The 20,030-nt window shown below is 68.7% G+C and carries 18 protein-coding genes and 1 pseudogene; 10 read left to right on the top strand and 9 right to left on the bottom strand.

The genetic code is table 11. The annotated features are described in order from the left end of the window. The first annotated feature begins 148 nt into the window (after positions 1–148). Entirely contained in the window at positions 149–997 is an 849-nt protein-coding gene (locus G6N48_RS26880) for an LLM class F420-dependent oxidoreductase (protein ID WP_085269840.1), read from the top strand. A 3-nt stretch (positions 998–1,000) separates the two neighbouring features. Here the strand turns inward: G6N48_RS26880 and G6N48_RS26875 are convergent, their stop codons facing one another. The 3 genes from G6N48_RS26875 to sucC are packed head-to-tail and all read right to left on the bottom strand — an operon-like array spanning position 1,001 to position 4,661. After that, on the bottom strand, positions 1,001–2,527 hold the full coding sequence (locus G6N48_RS26875) for an acetyl-CoA acetyltransferase (protein WP_085269841.1): 1,527 nt from the start codon (positions 2,525–2,527) through the stop codon (positions 1,001–1,003). A 49-nt stretch (positions 2,528–2,576) separates the two neighbouring features. Then, positions 2,577–3,479, bottom strand: coding sequence for a succinate--CoA ligase subunit alpha (gene sucD / locus G6N48_RS26870; RefSeq protein ID WP_085269842.1), 903 nt, complete (start codon positions 3,477–3,479; stop codon positions 2,577–2,579). An 18-nt stretch (positions 3,480–3,497) separates the two neighbouring features. Next, on the bottom strand, positions 3,498–4,661 hold the full coding sequence (sucC, locus tag G6N48_RS26865; RefSeq protein WP_085269843.1) for an ADP-forming succinate--CoA ligase subunit beta: 1,164 nt from the start codon (positions 4,659–4,661) through the stop codon (positions 3,498–3,500). Positions 4,662–4,937: 276 nt separating this feature from the next. On the opposite strand from sucC, the gene G6N48_RS26860 reads away from it, so the two are divergent. Together G6N48_RS26860 and G6N48_RS26855 are read left to right on the top strand one after the other, a co-directional pair. Next, a complete protein-coding gene (locus G6N48_RS26860; protein WP_232066724.1) occupies positions 4,938–6,020 on the top strand; it encodes a M23 family metallopeptidase in 1,083 nt (360 codons plus the stop codon). A 1-nt stretch (position 6,021) separates the two neighbouring features. Then, positions 6,022–6,600 carry a hypothetical protein gene (locus G6N48_RS26855; RefSeq protein ID WP_232066723.1) on the top strand — a complete coding sequence of 193 codons (579 nt, stop codon included), beginning with the start codon at positions 6,022–6,024 and terminating at the stop codon, positions 6,598–6,600. Positions 6,601–6,613: 13 nt separating this feature from the next. Here G6N48_RS26855 and G6N48_RS26850 read toward each other — a convergent pair whose 3' ends face one another. After that, positions 6,614–9,031, bottom strand: a complete 2,418-nt coding sequence (locus G6N48_RS26850) for a UvrD-helicase domain-containing protein (RefSeq protein WP_085269845.1) — start codon at positions 9,029–9,031, stop codon at positions 6,614–6,616. Positions 9,032–9,312: 281 nt separating this feature from the next. Between G6N48_RS26850 and G6N48_RS26845 the strand changes: the two genes are divergently transcribed. Next, on the top strand, positions 9,313–9,624 hold the full coding sequence (locus G6N48_RS26845) for a chorismate mutase (RefSeq protein WP_085269846.1): 312 nt from the start codon (positions 9,313–9,315) through the stop codon (positions 9,622–9,624). 98 nt (positions 9,625–9,722) lie between these two features. Continuing rightward, on the top strand, positions 9,723–11,387 hold the full coding sequence (gene pgi / locus G6N48_RS26840; RefSeq protein WP_085269847.1) for a glucose-6-phosphate isomerase: 1,665 nt from the start codon (positions 9,723–9,725) through the stop codon (positions 11,385–11,387). A gap of 73 nt (positions 11,388–11,460) precedes the next feature. On the opposite strand, the gene G6N48_RS26835 is transcribed toward pgi, so the two are convergent. From G6N48_RS26835 to cobF, 4 genes and pseudogenes are all read right to left on the bottom strand, one after another. Beyond that, positions 11,461–12,210 carry an SDR family oxidoreductase gene (locus G6N48_RS26835; RefSeq protein WP_085270118.1) on the bottom strand — a complete coding sequence of 250 codons (750 nt, stop codon included), beginning with the start codon at positions 12,208–12,210 and terminating at the stop codon, positions 11,461–11,463. A 30-nt stretch (positions 12,211–12,240) separates the two neighbouring features. Further along, on the bottom strand, positions 12,241–12,708 hold the full coding sequence (locus G6N48_RS28530; RefSeq protein ID WP_232066832.1) for a zinc finger domain-containing protein: 468 nt from the start codon (positions 12,706–12,708) through the stop codon (positions 12,241–12,243). A 153-nt stretch (positions 12,709–12,861) separates the two neighbouring features. Further along, a pseudogene (locus G6N48_RS28770) lies at positions 12,862–13,104 on the bottom strand (DNA-formamidopyrimidine glycosylase family protein); the annotation flags it as partial. Between the two features lie 4 nt (positions 13,105–13,108). Next, positions 13,109–13,852 (bottom strand): precorrin-6A synthase (deacetylating), encoded by a 744-nt coding sequence (cobF, locus tag G6N48_RS26825; protein ID WP_085270119.1) that lies wholly within the window; start codon positions 13,850–13,852, stop codon positions 13,109–13,111. A gap of 118 nt (positions 13,853–13,970) precedes the next feature. Here cobF and G6N48_RS26820 point away from each other — a divergent pair, with 118 nt between their 5' ends. From G6N48_RS26820 to G6N48_RS26805, 4 genes are all read left to right on the top strand, one after another. Then, the gene (locus G6N48_RS26820) at positions 13,971–14,876 is read left to right on the top strand and encodes an AurF N-oxygenase family protein (protein WP_085269849.1); all 906 of its coding nucleotides are present in this window, start codon (positions 13,971–13,973) and stop codon (positions 14,874–14,876) included. Next, entirely contained in the window at positions 14,873–16,096 is a 1,224-nt protein-coding gene (locus G6N48_RS26815; RefSeq protein ID WP_232066722.1) for a DUF4873 domain-containing protein, read from the top strand. Before G6N48_RS26820 ends, G6N48_RS26815 begins: the two co-directional genes overlap by 4 nt. Positions 16,097–16,490: 394 nt before the next feature. Continuing rightward, positions 16,491–17,255 (top strand): STAS domain-containing protein, encoded by a 765-nt coding sequence (locus G6N48_RS26810; protein ID WP_085269850.1) that lies wholly within the window; start codon positions 16,491–16,493, stop codon positions 17,253–17,255. A gap of 100 nt (positions 17,256–17,355) precedes the next feature. After that, positions 17,356–18,222 (top strand): LLM class flavin-dependent oxidoreductase, encoded by an 867-nt coding sequence (locus G6N48_RS26805; RefSeq protein ID WP_085269851.1) that lies wholly within the window; start codon positions 17,356–17,358, stop codon positions 18,220–18,222. Positions 18,223–18,225: 3 nt separating this feature from the next. Here the strand turns inward: G6N48_RS26805 and G6N48_RS26800 are convergent, their stop codons facing one another. Continuing rightward, positions 18,226–19,023: an enoyl-CoA hydratase/isomerase family protein gene (locus tag G6N48_RS26800; protein WP_179969965.1), complete on the bottom strand. Its 798-nt coding sequence runs from the start codon at positions 19,021–19,023 to the stop codon at positions 18,226–18,228. A gap of 84 nt (positions 19,024–19,107) precedes the next feature. Here G6N48_RS26800 and G6N48_RS26795 point away from each other — a divergent pair, with 84 nt between their 5' ends. Beyond that, entirely contained in the window at positions 19,108–20,025 is a 918-nt protein-coding gene (locus tag G6N48_RS26795) for an SAM-dependent methyltransferase (protein ID WP_085269853.1), read from the top strand. The last annotated feature ends 5 nt before the right edge of the window (positions 20,026–20,030 follow it).

Raw genomic sequence — 20,030 nt, 5'->3', positions numbered from 1 at the left:
TGACTCGTCCAAACCACGCTAGCGCACACCCGCGTTTGCCGACCGGGGCCACCTGCCGGGCCCGCGGGGCCCGCGACGCGCCTGCGGCGAAAGCTCCCGAGCCCGGGCTGCTTGCCGAACGCAGGTAGAACACGTTCTAATTCTGTCCATGGATTACGGGCTTGTGCTTTTCACCAGCGATCGCGGCATCTCTCCGACGGCAGCCGCGAAGCTTGCCGACGACCACGGTTTCACGACCTTCTACGTGCCGGAACACACGCACATCCCGATCAAGCGCGAGGCGGCCCACCCCACCACGGGCGACGCGTCGCTGCCCGACGACCGCTACATGCGGACACTGGACCCGTGGGTGAGCCTGGGCGCCGCCTGCGCCGTCACCTCCCGGGTGCGACTGTCCACCGCGGTCGCGCTGCCCGTCGAACACGACCCGATCACTCTAGCGAAAAGCATCGCCACCCTCGACCACCTGTCCGGCGGGCGGGTCAGCCTTGGGGTCGGGTTCGGGTGGAACACCGACGAGCTCGCCGACCACGGCGTACCCGCCGGACGGCGCCGCACCTGCCTGCGCGAATACCTTGAAGCGATGCGCGCCCTGTGGACCGAGGAGGAAGCCGCCTACGACGGTGAGTTCGTCAAATTCGGGCCCAGCTGGGCGTGGCCGAAGCCCGTGCAACCGCACATCCCGGTGCTGGTGGGCGCGGCCGGCAACGAGAAGAACTTCAAGTGGATCGCCCGCAGCGCCGACGGCTGGATCACCACGCCGCGCGACTTCGACATCGACGAACCGGTGAAGCTGCTGCAGGACACCTGGGCCGCCGCGGGCCGCGAGGGCGCGCCGCAGATCGTGGCGCTGGACTTCAAGCCGGTGCCCGAGAAGCTGGCGCGCTGGGCGCAGCTGGGGGTGACCGAGGTGCTGTTCGGGCTGCCGGACAAGCCCGAGGACGAGGTCGCCGCCTACGTGGAGCGGTTGGCGGGCAAACTAGCGGCTCTCGTGTGAGGCTCAGGCCGGCGCGGCCCGGTTGTCCTTTTCCGTCGGCCGCACGACGATCGGCGCCCCGAGCGGCTCGCCGTCGCTGAGCAGCCCGACCAGCTCGGGGTCCTCGGTCACAGCCAGGAAGCGGCTGCCGTCGTCGTCGAGGCGGCCGACGACGATGCCGGTGCGCACCGGCCAGTCGTAGCGCACGGTGTAGGTCTCGATGGTCGCCGGACCGTCGGCCTTCACGGTCACCGGCGTCCTGGGGCGGGCGGCGACCTCGGCGCGCAGCGCGGCGCTGTTGTCGGGCTTCCAGTTCACCGGCGTGGTCGAGTACACGCCGACGGAGTACTTGCTCATGATCCCGCCGTTGGCGGCGACCAGGCCGAATTGCCCGGGCAGGTCGCGCATCTCGCTGACCGTCTCGGCGATGCCGTGCAGTGAATAGTTGTTGCCCGGGCCGCCGAAGTAGGGCAGCCCGCCGGTGAGCGTCAGCCCGCGCGGATCGTCGGTAGCCACCCTCATGCCGTCGCAGAAGTTGAACACCGGCACCGGAAAGCAGCTGTAGAGGTCGAAGGTACTGACGTCGTCGATCCCGATGCCGGCCCCGGCGAGCGCCTCCCCGACCGCCAGCACCGAGGCCGAATTGAACGTCAGGTCGGCGCGGTCCAGCAGCGGCTGGTCCACCATGTCGGCGTGGCCGTGCAGGAACACCCAGCGCTCCTCGGGCACGCCGAGCCGGCGGGCGGCGGCCACCGACATGAGCAGCGCGGCGGCGCCCTGGTTGACCTGGTCACGGGCCAACAACAGCCTCGGGTACGGGTCGCAGATCATCCGATTGGACGCGGTCACGGTGATGAGCTCGTCGACGCTGCGCTCCACCGGGGAGGACGCGAACGGGTTCTTGGCCGCCACCTTGGTGAAGGGGGCGAACAGCTCACCCATCTGGCGCCGGTAGTCGGCGACGCTCAAGCCCAGCCGCGCGCGCCGCGCGTTCTCCAGCAGCCCGTACTGAGCCGGCGCCCCGATCAGGCCGTGGGCGACGGTGTAGTCGTCGAACAGACCTTCGTAACCCAGACCCCGGTCCTCCAGCGACCCCTCGACCGAATCGGAATGATCCGGTTTGTCCCGGTCGGCGAAATACCGGATGCTGGATGTGTTTTCGGAGCCGAAGATCAGCACGACCTCCGCCGCACCCGAGGCGATGACACCGGCGAACTCGGTGACCAGATGCTGGGGGCCCTGGCCACCGATCGGCTCGAGGATCGCGCGGGCCGGTGCGGCACCGATCCGCTTGGCCACCGACCGCGGGTAGTTGTTCGACCTGCCCATCGGCGCCGGAGTGCGACCGGAGAGCTCGAACTGCCGGATCGCGGCGACGGTGTCGATCGCCGCGGCGACGGCAGTGGCCTCGGCGCCGCAGTCGTGCAGCGCGGCTCGCGCCGCCGCCGTCGCCAACTCGACCGACGACATCCCGCGGTAGCCGGAGTCCTCGATGCGCTCGGTGAACTGCCCGACGCCGACGACGACCGGGGTGTTCGGATCGAGATTCATAGCTCCACTATGTACCGCGGAACCCCGCGACCCAAATCGGGGCGAAACCCTAGAGTGACTTGAGGATCTCGCGGGCCAGCGCGGCGGTCTCCGAAGGCGTCTTGCCGACCTTCACGCCGGCCGCCTCCAGGGCCTCCTTCTTGGCGGCCGCCGTACCCGAGGAGCCGGACACGATGGCGCCGGCATGCCCCATCGTTTTGCCCTCGGGAGCGGTGAATCCCGCGACGTAGCCGACGACCGGCTTGGACACGTTCGCCTTGATGTAATCGGCCGCGCGCTCCTCGGCGTCGCCGCCGATCTCGCCGATCATCACGATGAGCTTCGTCTCGGGGTCCTTCTCGAACGCCTCGATGGCGTCGATATGGGTGGTGCCGATCACCGGGTCGCCGCCGATGCCGATGGACGTCGAGAACCCGAAGTCGCGCAACTCGTACATCATCTGGTAGGTCAGTGTGCCGGACTTAGACACCAACCCGACGGGGCCGGGCCCGCTGATATTGGCGGGCGTGATGCCGGCCAGCGCCTGCCCGGGGGTGATGATGCCGGGACAGTTCGGCCCGATGATGCGGGTCTTGCCGCCCTTCTGCAGGTTGTACGCCCAGCAATAGGCGCTGTCCTGCACCGGAATCCCCTCGGTGATCACCACCAGCAGCGGAATCTCGGCGTCGATGGCCTCGATGATGGCGTCCTTGGAGTAGACGGGCGGCACGAAGACGATCGACACGTCGGCGCCGGTCTTCTCCATCGCCTCGACGACGCTGCCGAACACCGGCAGCTCGATCGGGTCACCGTCGACGTTCTTGTGCGCGACGGTGGTGCCGGCCTTGCGGGCGTTGACACCGCCCACGATCTGGGTGCCGGCCGCCAGCATCCGCGCGGTGTGCTTGGTGGCCTCCGAGCCGGTGATGCCCTGGACGACGACCTTGTTGTCGCGGGTCAGGAAGATAGCCATGGGTCTGGTGGTCCTTTCTCAGGCGCTCGCGAGCTGGGCGGCTTTGTCGGCGGCTTCGTCCATCGTGGCGACCAGCGTCACCAGCGGGTGGCTGGCCTCGGTGAGGATGCGCCGGCCCTCGTCGACGTTGTTGCCGTCAAGGCGCACCACCAGCGGTTTGTTGGCCTCGTCGCCCAGGATCTCCAGCGCCTTGACGATCCCGGTGGCCACGGCGTCGCAGGAGGTGATGCCGCCGAACACGTTGACGAACACGCTCTTGACCTGAGCGTCGCCCAGGATGACGTCCAGGCCGGCGGCCATCACCTCCGCGGAGGCGCCGCCGCCGATGTCGAGGAAGTTGGCCGGCTTGACTCCGCCGTGCTTCTCGCCGGCGTAGGCCACGACGTCCAGCGTCGACATCACCAGGCCCGCGCCGTTGCCGATGATGCCGACCTCGCCGTCGAGCTTGACGTAGTTGAGGTCGTGCTCCTTGGCCTTGAGCTCGAGCGGGTCGGTGGCGTCGCGGTCCTCGAACTCGACGTGGTCGGGGTGGCGGAAGTCGGCGTTGGCGTCCAACGTGACCTTGCCGTCCAGTGCCAGGATCTGGTTGTCGGGCGTGCGCACCAGCGGGTTGACCTCCACCAAGGTGGCGTCCTCGCCGGTGAACACCTCCCACAGTTTGGCGATGGTGACGGCCGCGGCGTCGAGCACCTCGGCGGGCAGGTGGCCCTGCTCGGCGATGGATCGCGCGGTCGCCAGGTCGACGCCCTTGACCGCGTCGACGGGCACCTTGGCCAGCCGGTCCGGCTTGGTCGCGGCCACCTCTTCGATCTCCATGCCGCCCTCCACCGAGCACATGGCCAGGTAGGTGCGGTTCGCCCTGTCGAGCAGGAAGGAGATGTAGTACTCCTCGGCGATGTCGCTGGCCTCGGCGACCAGCAGCTTCTTGACGACGTGACCCTTGATGTCGAGGCCGAGGATGTTCTTGCCGTGTTCGTAGGCGTCGTCGGGCGTGGCTGCGTATTTCACGCCGCCCGCTTTGCCGCGGCCGCCGACCTTGACCTGCGCTTTGACCATCACCGGGCGACCGATCTCGGTGGCGATCTCACGGGCGCCTTCGGCGGTGTCGGTCACCCGCCCCGGCGTGGTAGGTACGTTGTGCTTGGCGAACAACTCTTTAGCTTGATACTCGAAAAGGTCCATGAGCTCACTGTCTTCACTCGGCTTGACTGCTTGGCGTGAACATAGGCGGCACCAGATCCGGCAACTCGCACGGACGAACTGTATCCACACGCCAAATCGCGACTTTCGTCGCGTCCACCGATGTGGCGCAGGTCACGGCGCTGCCGCGGACGGTTAAACGTGACTCAGGTCACATTTCCCCGATGATGCTGTCCCGAGGTTGCCAGTCGCGTGACTTAGCCGATACCTTCCTAGAGTCCAGATAACGTTATGGTCACAAAACGAGGACATTTCAGCTTGTCCGAGCACCGTTTCTCTCCTTCCGCCCTGGCCGGAGCCGTCCGTGCCCGCCAAGAGAGTTGGGCGCAGCCCCACCGCAACGAAGTCACCGAGATCCTTCCGCTGGACGGATTCGACTTCGACGACCTGGAATTCAGCGAGGACGTCGGCGATCTCGACGACCTGGACTTCAGCAACGACTCGACGTTCGACAACGCGGCGCAGGTGCTGCTGGCGCCCGAACTCGACGACCTCGACGGCGCTGACGACCTGAGCCCGCTGTGGCTCGCCGGCCCCGTCACCGAGGTGCTGCCCCGGGTCACCGTCACCCCACGCCGCGCGTCGCGCCTCGACCACCCGACGACCGCCGACGTCGTTTCCGTGGCGCGGCGGGGCGGGCAGCACCGCAAGGAACCGACCAGCGCGGCCAGGGGCCGGCTGCTCATCTCGGCGATGGCCGCCGGCGCCGCGGCCGCGGCGGCCCACACGGCGACCAGCCATGCCGACACCCCCAAAACCGAGGCGGTACTGACCGCCAACGTGTCGGCCCTCGCGAGCGGCGCGGGCACCGGCACCGCCCGCGGCGCCCAGGTGATCGCGGTCCAGCCCGCGGCGACCGCCGCCATCCACAACCAGGAGCTGGCCAAAGGCCTCGCCTTCGCCAACGATCGCGCGCAGCGCGAGGCCCGGCTGCAGCAGCCGCTGTACGTCATGCCGACGCACGGCATCTTCACCTCGAACTTCGGCTACCGCTGGGGGGTCCTGCACGCCGGCATCGACCTCGCCAACTCGATCGGAACTCCCATCGTCGCGGTGTCCGACGGCGTGGTGATCGACTCGGGGCCGGCCGCCGGCTACGGCATGCTGGTCAAGCTGCGCCACGCCGACGGCACGGTCACGCTCTACGGGCACATCAACACCACGCTGGTCAGCGTGGGTGAGCGCGTGATGGCCGGCGACCAGATAGCCACCATGGGCAACCGGGGCAATTCCACCGGCCCCCACCTGCATTTCGAGGTGCTGCAGGGCGGCACCGAGCGAATCGACCCCGTTCCGTGGCTGGCCAAGCGGGGTATTTTCGTGGGCAACTACGCTGGATGAGGTGACCGCGCCGAACCAGCCTCCGCCCACCCCGCACCCGCCTGAACCCCCGTCCGACTCGCGGACGCGGATCATCCGCCGTGCGCCCACCGGACCGATACCCACGGTCCCGGACTCCCCGACCACGCACATTCCCCGGCCGCCGGCGCCTCACGTCGGCAGCCACGAGGTGGGCCGGCGGAGAGGTTTCTCGGGGGTGCCGGGGCTTGAGCCGCGCGACCGCACGGCGATCGCCGCCTGCGCCGTCAGCATCGTCAGCGGGTGGGCGGCATCGGTGGTGGCCACCGACCTGATCGCCGGCTGGTGGCGGACCGACCGCCTGTTCTGCATCGCGATCGCGTTTCTCGCCCTGGTGTTCGCCTCGACCACGATCTCGGGCGTCATCATGTTGCTGCAGCGGCGATCGGTCAGTCGGTATCTCCTGCTGGCCGGGGCAGTGGTCGCATTCCTGACCTACCTCGGGGTGTTCATCGCCGGTGCCCGCGTCGCATGGATCGTTCACCTGCTCCCGGTCCTGCCGATCGCCACGGTGGTATTGGTGATGCTGCCCGAGACGAAGCGCTGGGTGGACGCCGACTAGCTGCGCCCGCGCATCAGAGCTTGCTGATCGGCGCGTGGTTGTGCATCAGCTTCACCCGCCCGGAACTGCCGAAGTCGATCAGCGACATGGCCGACTCGCCGGCCCCCGAGACCTCCTCCACCCTGCCCAGCCCGTATTTGTCGTGGCTCACCCGATCGCCGGGCTCCAAGACCAGTAGCGGTCGTTTACCCGCCCCCGAGCGAGTCGGCGCCCCGCGCGGCGTCCCGAACCGGCCGGCTCCGCTGACCGGGGCGCTGAACGACGGGGCCGGTGCCGTGCGCCGCCACTCGATGAGCTCCTGGGGGACCTCGCGCAGGAACCGGGATTCCGGGTTGAGCATCGGCTGCCCCCAGGAAGACCGGACGATGGCCCTGCTCAGGTACAGCCGCTGGCGGGCACGGGTGATGCCGACGTAGGCCAGCCTCCGCTCCTCGCAGAGTTCGGCCGGATCGTCGAGCGCCCGCATGTGCGGGAACATGCCGTCCTCCCAGCCGGTGACGAACACCACCGGGAATTCCAGTCCCTTCGCGGTGTGCAGCGTCGTCAGCGTGACCACACCGGAGCCGTGCTCGGGAATCTCGTCGGCGTCGGCGACCAGCGACACCCGCTCCAGGAACTCGGCCAGCACGCCGGTGTCCGGCACGTCCTCGTCCTCCGGCGCCTGCAGGGACTCGTCCAGGGCGGCCGCGTTGGCGCGGTCGGTGCTGAATTCGTGTGCGACGCTGACGAGTTCGTTGAGGTTGTCCAACCGGGCCAACTCCTGCGGGTCGGTGGACGATTCCAGCTCGCGCCGGTATCCGGTGCGTTCGAGTACCGACTCGACGAGGTCGCCGAGATCGTCGTCGAGGCGTCCCCTCAGCTCGTCGAGCAGCTCGACGAACCCCGCGATCGCCTTCTGGGCGCGGGTGTTCAGCATCGGCACCTTGCCGTCGGCGGCGGCCACGAGCGCGTCGGCGAAGCTGGCGCCGGTGCTCTCGGCGTACACCGCGACGCAGGCCTCGGCGCGGTCCCCGATGCCCCGGCGCGGTGTGTTGAGGATGCGCCGCAGGCTCACCGCGTCCCCGGGGTTGTCCAGGACCCGCAGGTAGGCGACGATGTCGCGGATCTCCTTGCGCTCGTAGAAGCGCACTCCCCCAACGACTTTGTAGGGAATGCCCGCGCGGATGAACACCTCTTCGAACGACCGCGACGAGTTGTTGGTTCGGTAGAAGACGGCCACGTCGTTGTAGGTGATCTCACCCCGCTCGGCGAGCGCGTCGATCTCCTCGGCGACGAACCTGGCCTCGTCGTGCTCGTTGTCGGCGACGTAGCCGACGATCAGCTCGCCGGCGCCGGCGTCAGTCCACAGCCGCTTGTCGCGGCGTCCGGAGTTGCGCGCGATCACGGAGTTGGCCGCCGACAGGATGTTCTGCGTCGAGCGGTAATTCTGCTCGAGCAGAATGGTTCTCGCGTCCGGATAGTCGCGTTCAAAGTCCTCGATGTTGCGGATCGTCGCGCCGCGGAACGCGTAGATCGACTGATCGGCGTCGCCGACGACGCACAATTCCGCCGGCGGCACGTCGTCGGACGACGCTTGGTCGTCTTGGCCGCGCCGGTTGGACGGTTCCAGCTTCGCCTCGCCTCCGCCGGGCCACGGGCCGGCCGCGGTGAGACTCGCTGAACCGCCGCGCCCCGCCAGCTCTCGCACCAGGACGTACTGCGCGTGGTTGGTGTCCTGGTACTCGTCGACCAGAACGTGCCGGAACCGCCGGCGGTAGTGCTGGGCGATCTGCGGAAAGGCCCGCAGCACCGCAACCGTCTCGCCGATCAGGTCGTCGAAGTCCAGCGCGTTGGCCGCCCGCAGCCGGCGCTGATATTCGCCGTACACCGAGGCGACGGTGCGGGACAGGTCGTCGGAGCCGTCGTTCAGCGCGGCCACGGCCTCGTCCGGATAGATCAGCTCGTTCTTCAGGTTGGAGATCGCGTTGGCCAGCAGGCGGGGTGAATAGCGCTTGATGTCCAGGCCCATGTCGCGGCCGATCATCTGTAGCAGCCGCCGCGAGTCGTCGGCGTCGTAGATCGAGAAGTTGGAGTTGAGGCCCTCGATCAGCGACGCCTGGTTGCGCAGGATGCGCACGCAGGTCGAGTGGAAGGTGGACACCCACATCGCGTGGGCCCGGTTGCCGACCAGGCGCACCACCCGTTCGCGCATCTCGGCGGCGGCCTTGTTGGTGAAGGTGATGGCGAGGATCTGACCGACGCCGACGCCGCGCGCAGCGATCAGGTAGGCGATCCGGCGCGTCAGCACCGCCGTCTTGCCCGAGCCCGCTCCGGCGACGATCAGCAGCGGCGAACCCTCGTGCACCACCGCCTGGCGCTGTTGCGGGTTGAGGCCGGCGAGAAGCTGGTCTGCTTCGGATGCCGGCTGGGTTTCCGTTGCGTGCACACTCATGTCGCTCCAAACTTACCGCCGCTCACCGACGCCGGGAGCCAAGGCGCCCGGACAGGTCGTGATCCCGGTTGCGCGCATCGTTTTTGCACCTGGGCAGTCGTTGGTGGCAGACTCGGGACGTGGTCAAAGCGCAGTGCAGTCGGCCGCCCTCACCCAGCGAGTGGCCCAGCCGATTTTTCTACGGGTACCGGTTAGCGGTGCCCGTGGTGTAACTGCTTCGCAGAGCCCCGTGGTCCGCTTCCGGACTCGGGGCTCGTCTCTTTTGTGAGGCCCGATACCGGATGAGACCAGAACCCCCACATCACGAGAACGCGGAGTTGGCAGAAATGAACGTGGAAACCGTCTCGCAGGCACCCGACATCGACCAGTTGCGCCGGGAGATCGACCGGCTGGACGCCGAGATCCTCGCCGCCGTGAAGCGGCGCGCCGAGGTGTCCCAGGCGATCGGCCGCGCCCGCATGGCCTCCGGTGGCACCAGGCTGGTGCACAGCCGCGAGATGAAGGTGATCGAGCGCTACAGCGAGCTCGGCCCCGAGGGCAAGGACCTGGCGATGCTGCTGCTGCGGTTGGGCAGGGGCCGGCTCGGCCACTGACCGTCACGCCTGGCTCCGTCGCGTTGCCGCGCATAGGGTCGAATCATGACCCGCGTCGGCGACGATGCAGAGCGAAGCGATGAGGAGGAGCCGCGCCAATGACTTCCGTGCAAACCATCCCCGACATCACCGCCACCCCGGCGTGGGCCGGCCTGCGCAACCACCACGGGCAAATAGGTGAGACGCATCTACGGAAGTTCTTCGAAGACGACCCCGATCGCGGCCGCGAGCTGACCGTCGAGGTCGGTGACCTCTACATCGACTACAGCAAACACCGGGTCACGCGAGAGACGCTCACGCTGCTCGTCGATCTGGCGCGCGCGGCAAACCTCGAGGAACGCCGCGACCAGATGTTTGCCGGGGCCCACATCAACACCTCCGAGGACCGCGCGGTACTGCACACCGCGCTGCGGCTGCCCCGCGACGCCGAGCTCAGCGTCGACGGCCAGGACGTCGTCGCGGACGTGCACTCCGTGCTCGACGCGATGGGCGACTTCACCGACCGGTTACGCAGCGGTGAATGGACGGGTGCCACCGGGAAAAAGATCAGCACCGTCGTCAACATCGGGATCGGCGGGTCGGACCTGGGGCCGATGATGGTGGTCCAGGCCTTGCGCCACTACGCCGACGGGGGGATCTCGGCGCGCTTCGTCTCCAACGTCGACCCGGCCGACCTGGTGGCCACCTTGGCCGACTTGGACCCCGCCACAACGCTTTTCATCGTCGCGTCGAAGACCTTCTCCACGCTGGAGACCCTGACCAACGCGACCGCGGCACGGCGCTGGCTCACCGACTCCCTCGGCGACGCCGCCGTGTCCAAGCACTTCGTGGCCGTCTCCACCAACAAACGCCTGGTCGACGACTTCGGCATCAACACCGACAACATGTTCGGGTTCTGGGACTGGGTCGGCGGGCGGTACTCGGTCGACTCGGCGATCGGCCTGTCGGTGATGGCCGTCATCGGCCGCGAGGCGTTCGGCGACTTCCTGTCCGGATTCCACATCGTCGACCGGCATTTCCAGACGGCACCGCTCGAGGCCAACGCGCCCGTCCTGCTCGGCCTCATCGGACTGTGGTACTCGAACTTCATGGGCGCCCAGTCGCGGGCGGTGCTGCCGTACTCCAACGACCTCGCCCGTTTCGCGGCATACCTGCAGCAGCTGACCATGGAGTCCAACGGCAAATCGACGCGCGCCGACGGCACGCCGGTCACCACCGACACCGGCGAAATCTTCTGGGGCGAACCGGGGACCAACGGTCAGCACGCCTTCTACCAGTTGTTGCACCAGGGCACCCGCCTGGTGCCCGCGGACTTCATCGGCTTCAGCCAGCCCACCGACGACCTGCCCACCGCCGACGGCACCGGCAGCATGCACGACTTGTTGATGAGCAACTTCTTCGCCCAGACCCAGGTGCTGGCGTTCGGCAAGACGGCCGAGGAGATCGCCGCCGAGGGCACGCCGGCCGACATCGTGCCGCACAAGGTGATGCCGGGCAACCGGCCGTCGACGTCGATCCTGGCCGACCGGCTCACACCGTCGGTGCTGGGCCAGCTGATCGCCCTCTACGAGCATCAGGTGTTCACCGAGGGCGTCATCTGGGGCATCGACTCGTTCGATCAGTGGGGCGTCGAGCTGGGCAAGACGCAGGCCAAGGCGCTGCTGCCGGTGATCACCGCGGACACCCCGCCGGCACCGCAATCCGACAGCTCGACCGACGCGCTGGTCCGCCGCTACCGCACCGAAAGAGGGCGCGCGGGCTGACCCCTCGGCCCGCGAGGGTGCGCCGTCGGGCTCATCCGCGACGCGTCGCCTGCCGAGACGCACGCCCGTCGGCTCAGGCGAAGACCCTCGTCAGCGGTGGCGGCAGCACCCGCATCAGCTGCACCAGCGGGCCCCATGGCCACCACGGCACCACGGCGCGCCCGGGCTCGCGCTCGATTGCGGCCACCAGCGCCCGGACGCCCGTGTCGTTGTTCACCATGAACAGGGTGCTGTTCGACTTGGCCGTCATCTCCGACTCGATGTAGCCGGGCTCGATCACCGAGACCTTGATGGGCCCGCCTCGGTACTCGGCGCGCAGGGACTCGCCCAGCGAACGCATCCCGGCTTTGCTTGCGGCGTAGGCGGCTTTGACGCCCGGCACCCCCTTGGTGCCGAGCACCGACGAGATCAGCACCAGGTGGCCCGACCCGTTCTTGGTGAACATTTCGAGCGCCGTCTCGATCTGCACCAGCGCGGCCACCAGGTTGGTCTCGAGGGTCGCCTTGTTGGCCCACATCTTGCCCGAGCCGAGCTTGGCGCCCTTGCCGATGCCGGCGTTGACGACGACCCGGTCGATGCCCCCGAGCTCGTCGCTGAGCTCGGCGAATACCTTGGGCACCTGCTCGTGGTCGTTGACATCCAGGGCGGCGACCGCGATCTTGATTCCGGGATGTTGTTGCAGCAGTTCGGCTTTCAGCTCATCGAGCCGGTCGGTTCGACGGGCGCAGAGCGCCAGGTCGCGGCCCTTGGCGGCGAAGGCGCGCGCCATTCCGGCGCCCAGACCGGAGCTGGCACCGGTGATCAGGATCTTCTGGCGGGTCACCCGGGTGAGCATAGCGACCGGCGACGGCGGCTACTTGAGCAGTCGTGACATCCGCCGGTCGGCCAGCACCTTGCCGCCGGTCTGACAGGTCGGGCAATACTGAAAAGACTTGTCGGCGAAGGAAACCTCGCGGACGGTGTCGCCGCACACCGGGCACGGCAGCCCGGTGCGGGCGTGCACCCGCAGCCCGGAGCGCTTCTCTCCCTTCAGGGTGGCGGCCCCCTGGCCGACGGAGCGGCTCACCGCGTCGCGCAACACCGACACCATCGCGTCGTGCAGGGCGATGAGGTGTTCGCCGGTCAGCTTCCCCGCCGTCGCGAACGGCGAGATCTTGGCGACGTGCAGGATCTCGTCGCTGTAGGCGTTGCCGATCCCGGCGATGACCTTCTGGTCGGTGATGACGGTCTTGATCCGGCCGGTGTTGCCGGCGAGCAGCCTGGCCAGGTCGTCGACGCCCAGGTCCAGTGCGTCCGGGCCCAGCGCGGCGATCCCCGGCACCCGTTGGGGGTCGTCGACAAGCCACACGGCCAGCCGCTTCTGCGTCCCGGCCTCGGTGAGGTCGAAGCCGGGTGCCTCACCGGGGGTTCCCAGGTGCACCCGCAGCGCGATCGGGCCCTTGCCCGGCCGCAGCGGTGCCGCGGCCAGCTTGTCCGACCAGCGCAGCCAGCCCGCCCGCGACAGGTGGGCGACGAGGTACAGCTCGCCGGCCTGCAGCCCGAGGTATTTGCCCCACCGTCGCGCCCCGACGACGGCCTGCCCGTGCAGGGCGTTCATCGGCGGGTCGAAGGTCTTCAGGACGGCCAGCGCGGCCACGTCGACGCGTCCGACCGTCAGGCCCACGGCGTGGCGCCGCAAGTGGTCGGCCAGCGCTTCTATTTCGGGAAGTTCGGGCACTGGTTCAGTCTGCCGCCCTGAGCAAATAGGTGTCCATGATCCAGCCGCGCCGCGCTCGGGCGTCGGCTCGCAGTTCGGCGATGCGGTCACCCACGTCGCCGACAGTCCCGGTCACCAGCAACTCGTCGTCGGTGCCCAGGTAAGCGCCCCACCAGATCCGGGTATCGGCGGGGCACGCTTGGAACGAGCAATCGCCGTCGAGCATCACCACGGCCGATCCGCTCAGACCGTGCGCGCGCAGCTGCCGGCCGGTGGTGATGACGACCGGTTCGCCGACCTCGTTGAGCGGGATGCGGTGCCGGGCGGTCAGCGCCTGCACCGCGGTGATCCCCGGGACGACGTCGTAGTCGAAGTCGACGGCCTGCGCGACCGCGTCGAGGATGCGCAGCGTGCTGTCGTACAGCGAGGGGTCGCCCCATGCCAGGAAGGCCCCCACCCCGTCGGTGCCGAGCTCGTCGCGGATGGCCGCCGCCCACAGCCGTGCCCGGGCCGCATGCCAGTCCGAGACGGCACCCCGGTAGTCGGAGCCGGCGGAACGCTTCGGATCGGGCAGCTCCACGAACCGGTAGCCGGGCTCCCGGATGAACCGTGCGCAGATGTCGCGCCGCAGCGCCACCAGATCGCTTTTCGCCTCACCCTTGTCCATGGCGAAGAACACCTGGGTGTCGTTGAGCGCCTTGATGGCCTGGATGGTCACGAAGCCGGGGTCGCCGGCGCCGATGCCGATCACGTGAATATGCCGACCCAACAGACCCTCCTCGCCGCCCCACACAGATTGCCGAATCGCAACCTCGAAGGCCTAGTCGGGACCATAAGTACCCAGTACCATGGGTACCGTCTGAAGACCCAACGAAGGGGCGCCAGCCATGACCACGACGGTCAAGCCAAGTGGGCCGAGCCGGGAAGACTTCTCCGAGCGGTTGCTCAAGGGCTCGGTCAAGAAGTCGTATGAACCCATCGTCGACATCGACTGGGACGCGCCGCTGGACCCGGACAAGTTCTATCTGCCGCCGAGGCTGGTCTCCCTGTACGGCACGCCCATGTGGGACGAGATGACCCGCGAGCAGCAGATCGAGCTATCCCGCCAGGAGCTGGTCAACACGCTGTCGGCGGGGATCTGGTTCGAGAACATGCTCAACCAGTCGCTGCTGCGCACCATCCTGCACGAGGATCCGACCAGCTCGTCGACGCACTACAAGCTCACCGAACTGGGCGACGAGACCCGCCACATGGTCATGTTCGGCAAGGCCATCGAGCGCATCGGGGCCAAGCCGGTGCGCCCGCGGCGGCTCCAGCGCATGTTCATCAACGCCCTGCCGCTGGCCTTTCAATACGGCTCGATGCTGTGGGTGGCGGCCCTGATCGGCGAGGAGATCTTCGACTCGCTGCAGCGGCAGATGATGGACGACCCGGAGCTGCAGCCGATCATCCAGCGGCTCATGAGGATTCACGTCACCGAGGAAGCGCGCCACATCCAGTTCGCCCGCGACGGCGCGCGCAAACGGGTGCAGACGATGCCGCGGTTCAACAGGTGGTTCATGGCCAACATCAACGGGCTCGGCGGGTACTTCTTCCGTTACCTGTTCAGCAACCCGATCCCCTATGCGCGAGCGGGCCTGGACGCCAAGCGCGCCCGGGCGCTCGCGCGCAGCAGCCCGCATCGGCATCAGATGCAGGCCTCGGGCTTCGCCCCGCTGGCCGCGTTTTTGACCGAGGTGGGGCTTCTGGGCCCGATCGGCCGCCGCGCCTGGAAACGCACCAACTTCCTGTGACGCCGGCGCGCATCGTCATCGTCGGCACCGGCCCCGCCGCGCGGGCGGCCGCGGCCGAGCTGTCCGCAGTCGGCATCGCCGATCTGCTGATCCTGGACCGCGATGTCGTCGGTTGCGTCTTCGACGACGGCACCGACAGCTGGGCATTGCGCACCGCGGGCGGCGAGCGCATCGACGGCCGCGTCGTGATCGCCTGCCAGCCGCCGCCCTTCGTCCCCTGGACACCGAAAATTAAGGGGCAGAGCACCTTTCGCGGGCCTTCGTTTCACGCGGCGGCACCGGACGACGATTTCGACCCGGCCGGAAAACGGCTCGCCGTCGTCGGCGTCGACTCCGGCGCGGCTGGGCACCTGCACCGGTGGGCCGGCGCCGCCGCCTCGGTCACCGTCTTCGCTCACCCACCCCGCCGGATCGTCACCGAACTGCCCCTGGCCACGACCCGCGCCAAGCGCTGGCTGCGTCGGCGCCTGCGACCCGCCGCGCGCGGGAAACAACCGCGCATCGCGATCGCGAGGTCGTCGATCAGCGCCATCACCCCGGGGGGCCTGCGCACCAACGACGGCGTCGAACACCGCGCCGACGCACTCGTCTACGGCACCGGATTTGCAGTCGACGACCGGGTTCGCGACGACGCGCTCGCCGGCGCCGGCGGTGTGACCCTTCGGCAGGCCTGGCATGACGGGATGGAGCCGTGTTTCGGGATAGCCGTCCACGGCTTCCCCAACTACTTCTTCGTCACCGGACCCGACTTCGGCGCGCAGGCCCGCCATGCCGCCGAGTGCGTGCGGCACATGGACGCCACGGGCAGCACCCGCATCGAGGTGCGCCGCAGCAGCCAGCAGGTGTTCAACGAGCGAGCCTGCGTCAGGCCCGCACCGGCCCCGCGGGTGAGCACCGCGTTCGAGCTGTCGTGTGTCGCGGCCGGCGACGACGGGCCCTATGACGGCGCGGCGACCCTGTCGATCGCCGGCACCGACCTTCCGGTGCGCGTTCGACTGACCGGCCATCTGGATCCGATTGACGGCCAATACCATTGGCAGGGAACCGTTTTCAGCTCCGCAACGCATCCACTACCGCACGATGCGGGCAAACGGGCGCGCACGGCCACGCTCACGGTCAACGGCCACCCCGCGCCCGCGCGACTCATCGAACGCACGCCGTGGGGAACGCACACCGTCGCCGGAGTGGGCGCCCCGCCGTACGCACGCACCGGCGGCTGAACCGCTGCACACCCGCACCGACGCGGTGTTCCGGTCCGTTTGAGCACGCGCGTCGGGTGGGTATGCGCCGTGAGTGCGCAGGCGCGCAGCGAGGCCGAACGAAACGTTCGTCGAGTTCGGTGTCTCGGACCGGGTGGGGCCGGCCGGGGCACCGGGCACACACGTGCCGAACGCGCCGCGCCCCCCGCGCCACGCGAGAATGGCGAATCCACCACCGAAGCTCGCAAGATCCTGACGGCGTGATGCCGCTTGGAACCCGCTGACGGGCACCATTGGAGGGGGAGCACATGGCACCGGATCGCAGTCGGCTCTCGGGACACGCACATCCGCTGATCACCGATATCGCGGCAATCATCGGCGACGATGAACCCCAGAAGCGAAAGGGGTCCGCGCAGTGAGTTCGCGAGCACAAAGGCCCGCCTCGCTGGTCGTCGCGAAGCGAACCGACGAGTCGGTGGCAGTGCTCACGGTCGACGGCGTCCTTGACGCCGCCAACTCTGCGGCGCTCCGCGACGGCATCGCCGAAGCGGCACTCGACGAGCCGGCGGGCATCGTCGTCGATGTCACCGCGCTGCGCGCGCCGGTGCAGTCGTCGTGGGCGGCGTTCATCGCCGTGCACTGGGAGGCGCAGGCGTGGCCCCAGATTCCGATCGTGTTGGCGTGCGCCCACCGCGCGACCCGTGACGCGATCGCACGCACCGGGGTCACCAGCTTCGTCCCGCTGTACTCGACGGACCAGGCGGCGGTGAAGTCGCTCGCCCGGCCCGCGCGCAGCGCGGTGCGGCGCGTCGCCGTCGAGCTGCCCGCCGACCTGACCAGCCTGCGTGAGTCACGCCGGCTGGTGCGCGAGTGGCTCACCGCATGGTCGCAGGCCGCGCTCATCCCCGTCGCGCTGGTGGTCGTCAACGTGCTCGTGGAGAACGTGCTGGAACACACCTCGAGCTTCCCGACGGTGCGGATCGAGGCCGGCGGCTCCACGGCGACCATCGCGGTGTCCGACGGCAGCAACGCCCCGGCCCGTCGGCTGTCGTCCCCGGCGGAGGGCATCGACATGTCGGGCCTGGCGATCGTCGAAGCGCTGTCGCGCAGCTGGGACAGCACCCCCACGTCGTGCGGCAAGACGGTCTGGGCGGTCATCGGGCCCGAGAACCAGCTGTAGCCCCAGCGCGCCGCGCGTGGTTGTGCCGAGCCCCGCGCGGGGGCCAAACTAGAACACGTTCTACTCTCGGGTGACCACCCTCTCACGGAAGGCAGATGACGTGCGGTTCACCTACGCCGAGGCGATGACTGACTTCAGGTATTACATCCCACTCGCCAAGGCAGCCGAGGCCGCCGGCTACGACGCCATGACGATCGCCGACAGCATCGCCTACCCGTACGAATCGGACTCCAAATACCCGTACACGCCGGACGGCAACCGCGAGTTCCTCGACGGCAAGGAGTTCATCGAAACTTTCGTCCTGACATCGGCTTTGGGCGCGGTGACGTCGAAGCTGCGATTCAACTTCTTCGTCTTGAAGCTGCCCATCCGGCCGCCGGCGCTGGTGGCCAAACAGATCAGCTCACTGGCCGCGATGACCGACAATCGGGTGGGATTCGGGGTCGGCACCAGCCCGTGGCCCGAGGATTACGAGCTGATGGGGGTGCCGTTCGCCAAGCGCGGCAAGCGCATGGACGAATGCATCGAGATCATCCGCGGACTCACCACCGGCGAGTACTTCGAGTTCCACGGCGAGTTCTACGACATCCCCAAGACCAAGATGACCCCCGCCCCCACCAAGCCCGTCCCGATCCTGATCGGCGGGCACGCCGACGCCGCGCTGCGCCGCGCGGCCAGGTTGGACGGCTGGATGCACGGCGGCGGGGACCCGGAGGAACTCGACGCGCTGATCGCCAAACTCAACCGGTTCCGCGAGGAGCAAGGCAACACCGGCCCGTTCGAGATCCACGTCATCTCGGCCGACGCCTACACCGCCGACGGCATCAAGCGCCTCGAGGACAAGGGCGTCACCGACGTGATCGTCGGCTTCCGCATCCCCTACATCATGGGCAAGGACACCGAGGCCCTGGACACCAAGATCCGCAACCTGGAGATGTTCGCCGAGCACGTGATCGCCAAGTTGTGACCGCTACAGCGGATCCCAGTTGGGGGCGCGCTTGTCCCGGTGGGCCCGGGCGGCCTCGACCGGATTGTTGGTGAAGCCGCTCAGAATCTGGGTGCGGTTCTCGATTTCGATGGCGTGCCGCAGGCTGGGCGCGTCGAGCGCCGCGTTGAGGCCGATCTTGGTCTGCCATACGCCGTAGGCGTTGTTTCCGGCGATCTCGCGGGCTTTGCCCAGCGCCGCGGTCATCAGTTCGTCGGGGGCCACCACCTCGTGCACCAGGTTGATGCGCAGCGCCTCGGGCGCGTCGATGATGCGGCCGGTCAGCATCAGCTCACGGGCCACCCCGGCGCCGACGATCTTCGGCAGCAGGTAACTGGTCCCCATGTCCATCGACGAGAAACCGGCCTTGATGAACGCCGACCCGAACCGGGCCTGCTCGGAGGCGACCCGGACGTCGCTCACCAGCGCGAACGCCAGCCCACCGCCGACGGCGACGCCGTTGACCGCGGCGATCACCGGGATCGGCAGCTCGTAGAGCCGGGTGAACAGGTTGGCCAGGCGCACCTGGGAGTCGTAGTTCACCTTGAACGCGGGGGTGTTCGGTGCCGGCTTCGTCCACGGCCGGCCTGTACCGCTCAGATCCGCGCCGGCGCAGAATCCGCGCCCGGCGCCCGTCAGGATCGCCACCCGGTACTGGCCCCCGCCGAGCGCGTCGAGGGCCGCGTCGACGCCGTCGATCAGTGCCCCGTCGATGGCGTTCAGACGCTCGGGGCGGTTGAGGGTGAGGCACGCGATGCCGTCCTCGAGAGTTCGCAATTCCACAGCTGCCATACCTCGACCGTAGGCGACAAGGAAATTCACCGACGAGGCCTACCGTGGACGGGACGCCGAACCGAAGGAGACACCATGGCACGCACGGAGGGCGACACCTGGGACCTGGCCAACAGCGTGGGGGCCACGGCCACCATGGTCGCCGCGGCGCGCGCGGCCGCTTCCAGGCGCCCGCAGCCCGTCATCACCGACCAGTACGCCGAGCCGTTGGTCCGGGCCGTGGGGCTCGACGTCTTCACGAGGTTGGCCGTCGGCGACATCGACTCCGAGGAGATCGAGAGGAGCGTCGGTTTTCCGCGGATGGTCGACACGTTCGCGGCCCGCGCCCGCTTCTTCGACGACTATTTCGCCGAGGCGACCCGCGCCGGCGTGCGCCAGGTGGTGATCGTCGCCTCCGGGCTGGACGCCCGTGCCTACCGGCTGGCCTGGCCGGCCGGGACGACGGTCTACGAGATCGATCAGCCCGAGGTCATCGCCTTCAAGGCCGCGACGCTGGCCGACCTCGGCGCGGCCCCGACGGCCACGCTGCAGACGGTCGGGATCGATTTGCGGGAGGACTGGCCGGCGGCGTTGCAGGAGTACGGGTTCGACCCCGCGCAGCCGACCGCCTGGCTCGCCGAGGGCGTGCTCATCGGATGGCTGCCGCCGGAAGCCGAGGTTCGACTGCTGGACTCCGTCATCCCGTTGTCCGCTGAAGGCAGCCGCTTGGCCGCCGACTACGGAACGGTCACCGGCAACTCGGAGGTGGCGCGCGAACAGGCCCGGTCGATGACCGAGGGCTGGCGGCGGCACGGCCTCGAGATGGACCTGACCAGCCTGACCTTCCCCGGCGAGCGCACCGACGTCGCCGCGTACCTGAACGAGAATGGCTGGGATACCACCGGGTTGGGGCTCGCCGACCTGTTCAGCGCCGCCGGTCTGGCGGACCTCGGCGATGCCGAGCATCAGGTTCCGGCCACGACGATCCATTTCGTCAAGGCCGTGCGGCCCTAGCCGCA

The organism is Mycobacterium parmense (genome assembly GCF_010730575.1).
In the GTDB taxonomy this organism is placed as follows: domain Bacteria; phylum Actinomycetota; class Actinomycetes; order Mycobacteriales; family Mycobacteriaceae; genus Mycobacterium; species Mycobacterium parmense.
This window is presented reverse-complemented; position numbering and strand designations above follow the sequence as displayed.

What these genes read in the sequence shown, in the direction of transcription:
- G6N48_RS26850 (WP_085269845.1), bottom strand. Translation starts at nt 9,031, where the DNA reads ATGAGTGTGCACGCAACGGAAACCCAGCCGGCATCCGAAGCAGACCAG.
- G6N48_RS26875 (WP_085269841.1), bottom strand. Translation starts at nt 2,527, where the DNA reads ATGAATCTCGATCCGAACACCCCGGTCGTCGTCGGCGTCGGGCAGTTC.
- G6N48_RS26880 (WP_085269840.1), top strand. Translation starts at nt 149, where the DNA reads ATGGATTACGGGCTTGTGCTTTTCACCAGCGATCGCGGCATCTCTCCG.
- pgi (WP_085269847.1), top strand. Translation starts at nt 9,723, where the DNA reads ATGACTTCCGTGCAAACCATCCCCGACATCACCGCCACCCCGGCGTGG.
- G6N48_RS26845 (WP_085269846.1), top strand. Translation starts at nt 9,313, where the DNA reads ATGAGACCAGAACCCCCACATCACGAGAACGCGGAGTTGGCAGAAATG.
- sucD (WP_085269842.1), bottom strand. Translation starts at nt 3,479, where the DNA reads ATGGCTATCTTCCTGACCCGCGACAACAAGGTCGTCGTCCAGGGCATC.
- G6N48_RS26820 (WP_085269849.1), top strand. Translation starts at nt 13,971, where the DNA reads ATGACCACGACGGTCAAGCCAAGTGGGCCGAGCCGGGAAGACTTCTCC.
- sucC (WP_085269843.1), bottom strand. Translation starts at nt 4,661, where the DNA reads ATGGACCTTTTCGAGTATCAAGCTAAAGAGTTGTTCGCCAAGCACAAC.
- G6N48_RS26795 (WP_085269853.1), top strand. Translation starts at nt 19,108, where the DNA reads ATGGCACGCACGGAGGGCGACACCTGGGACCTGGCCAACAGCGTGGGG.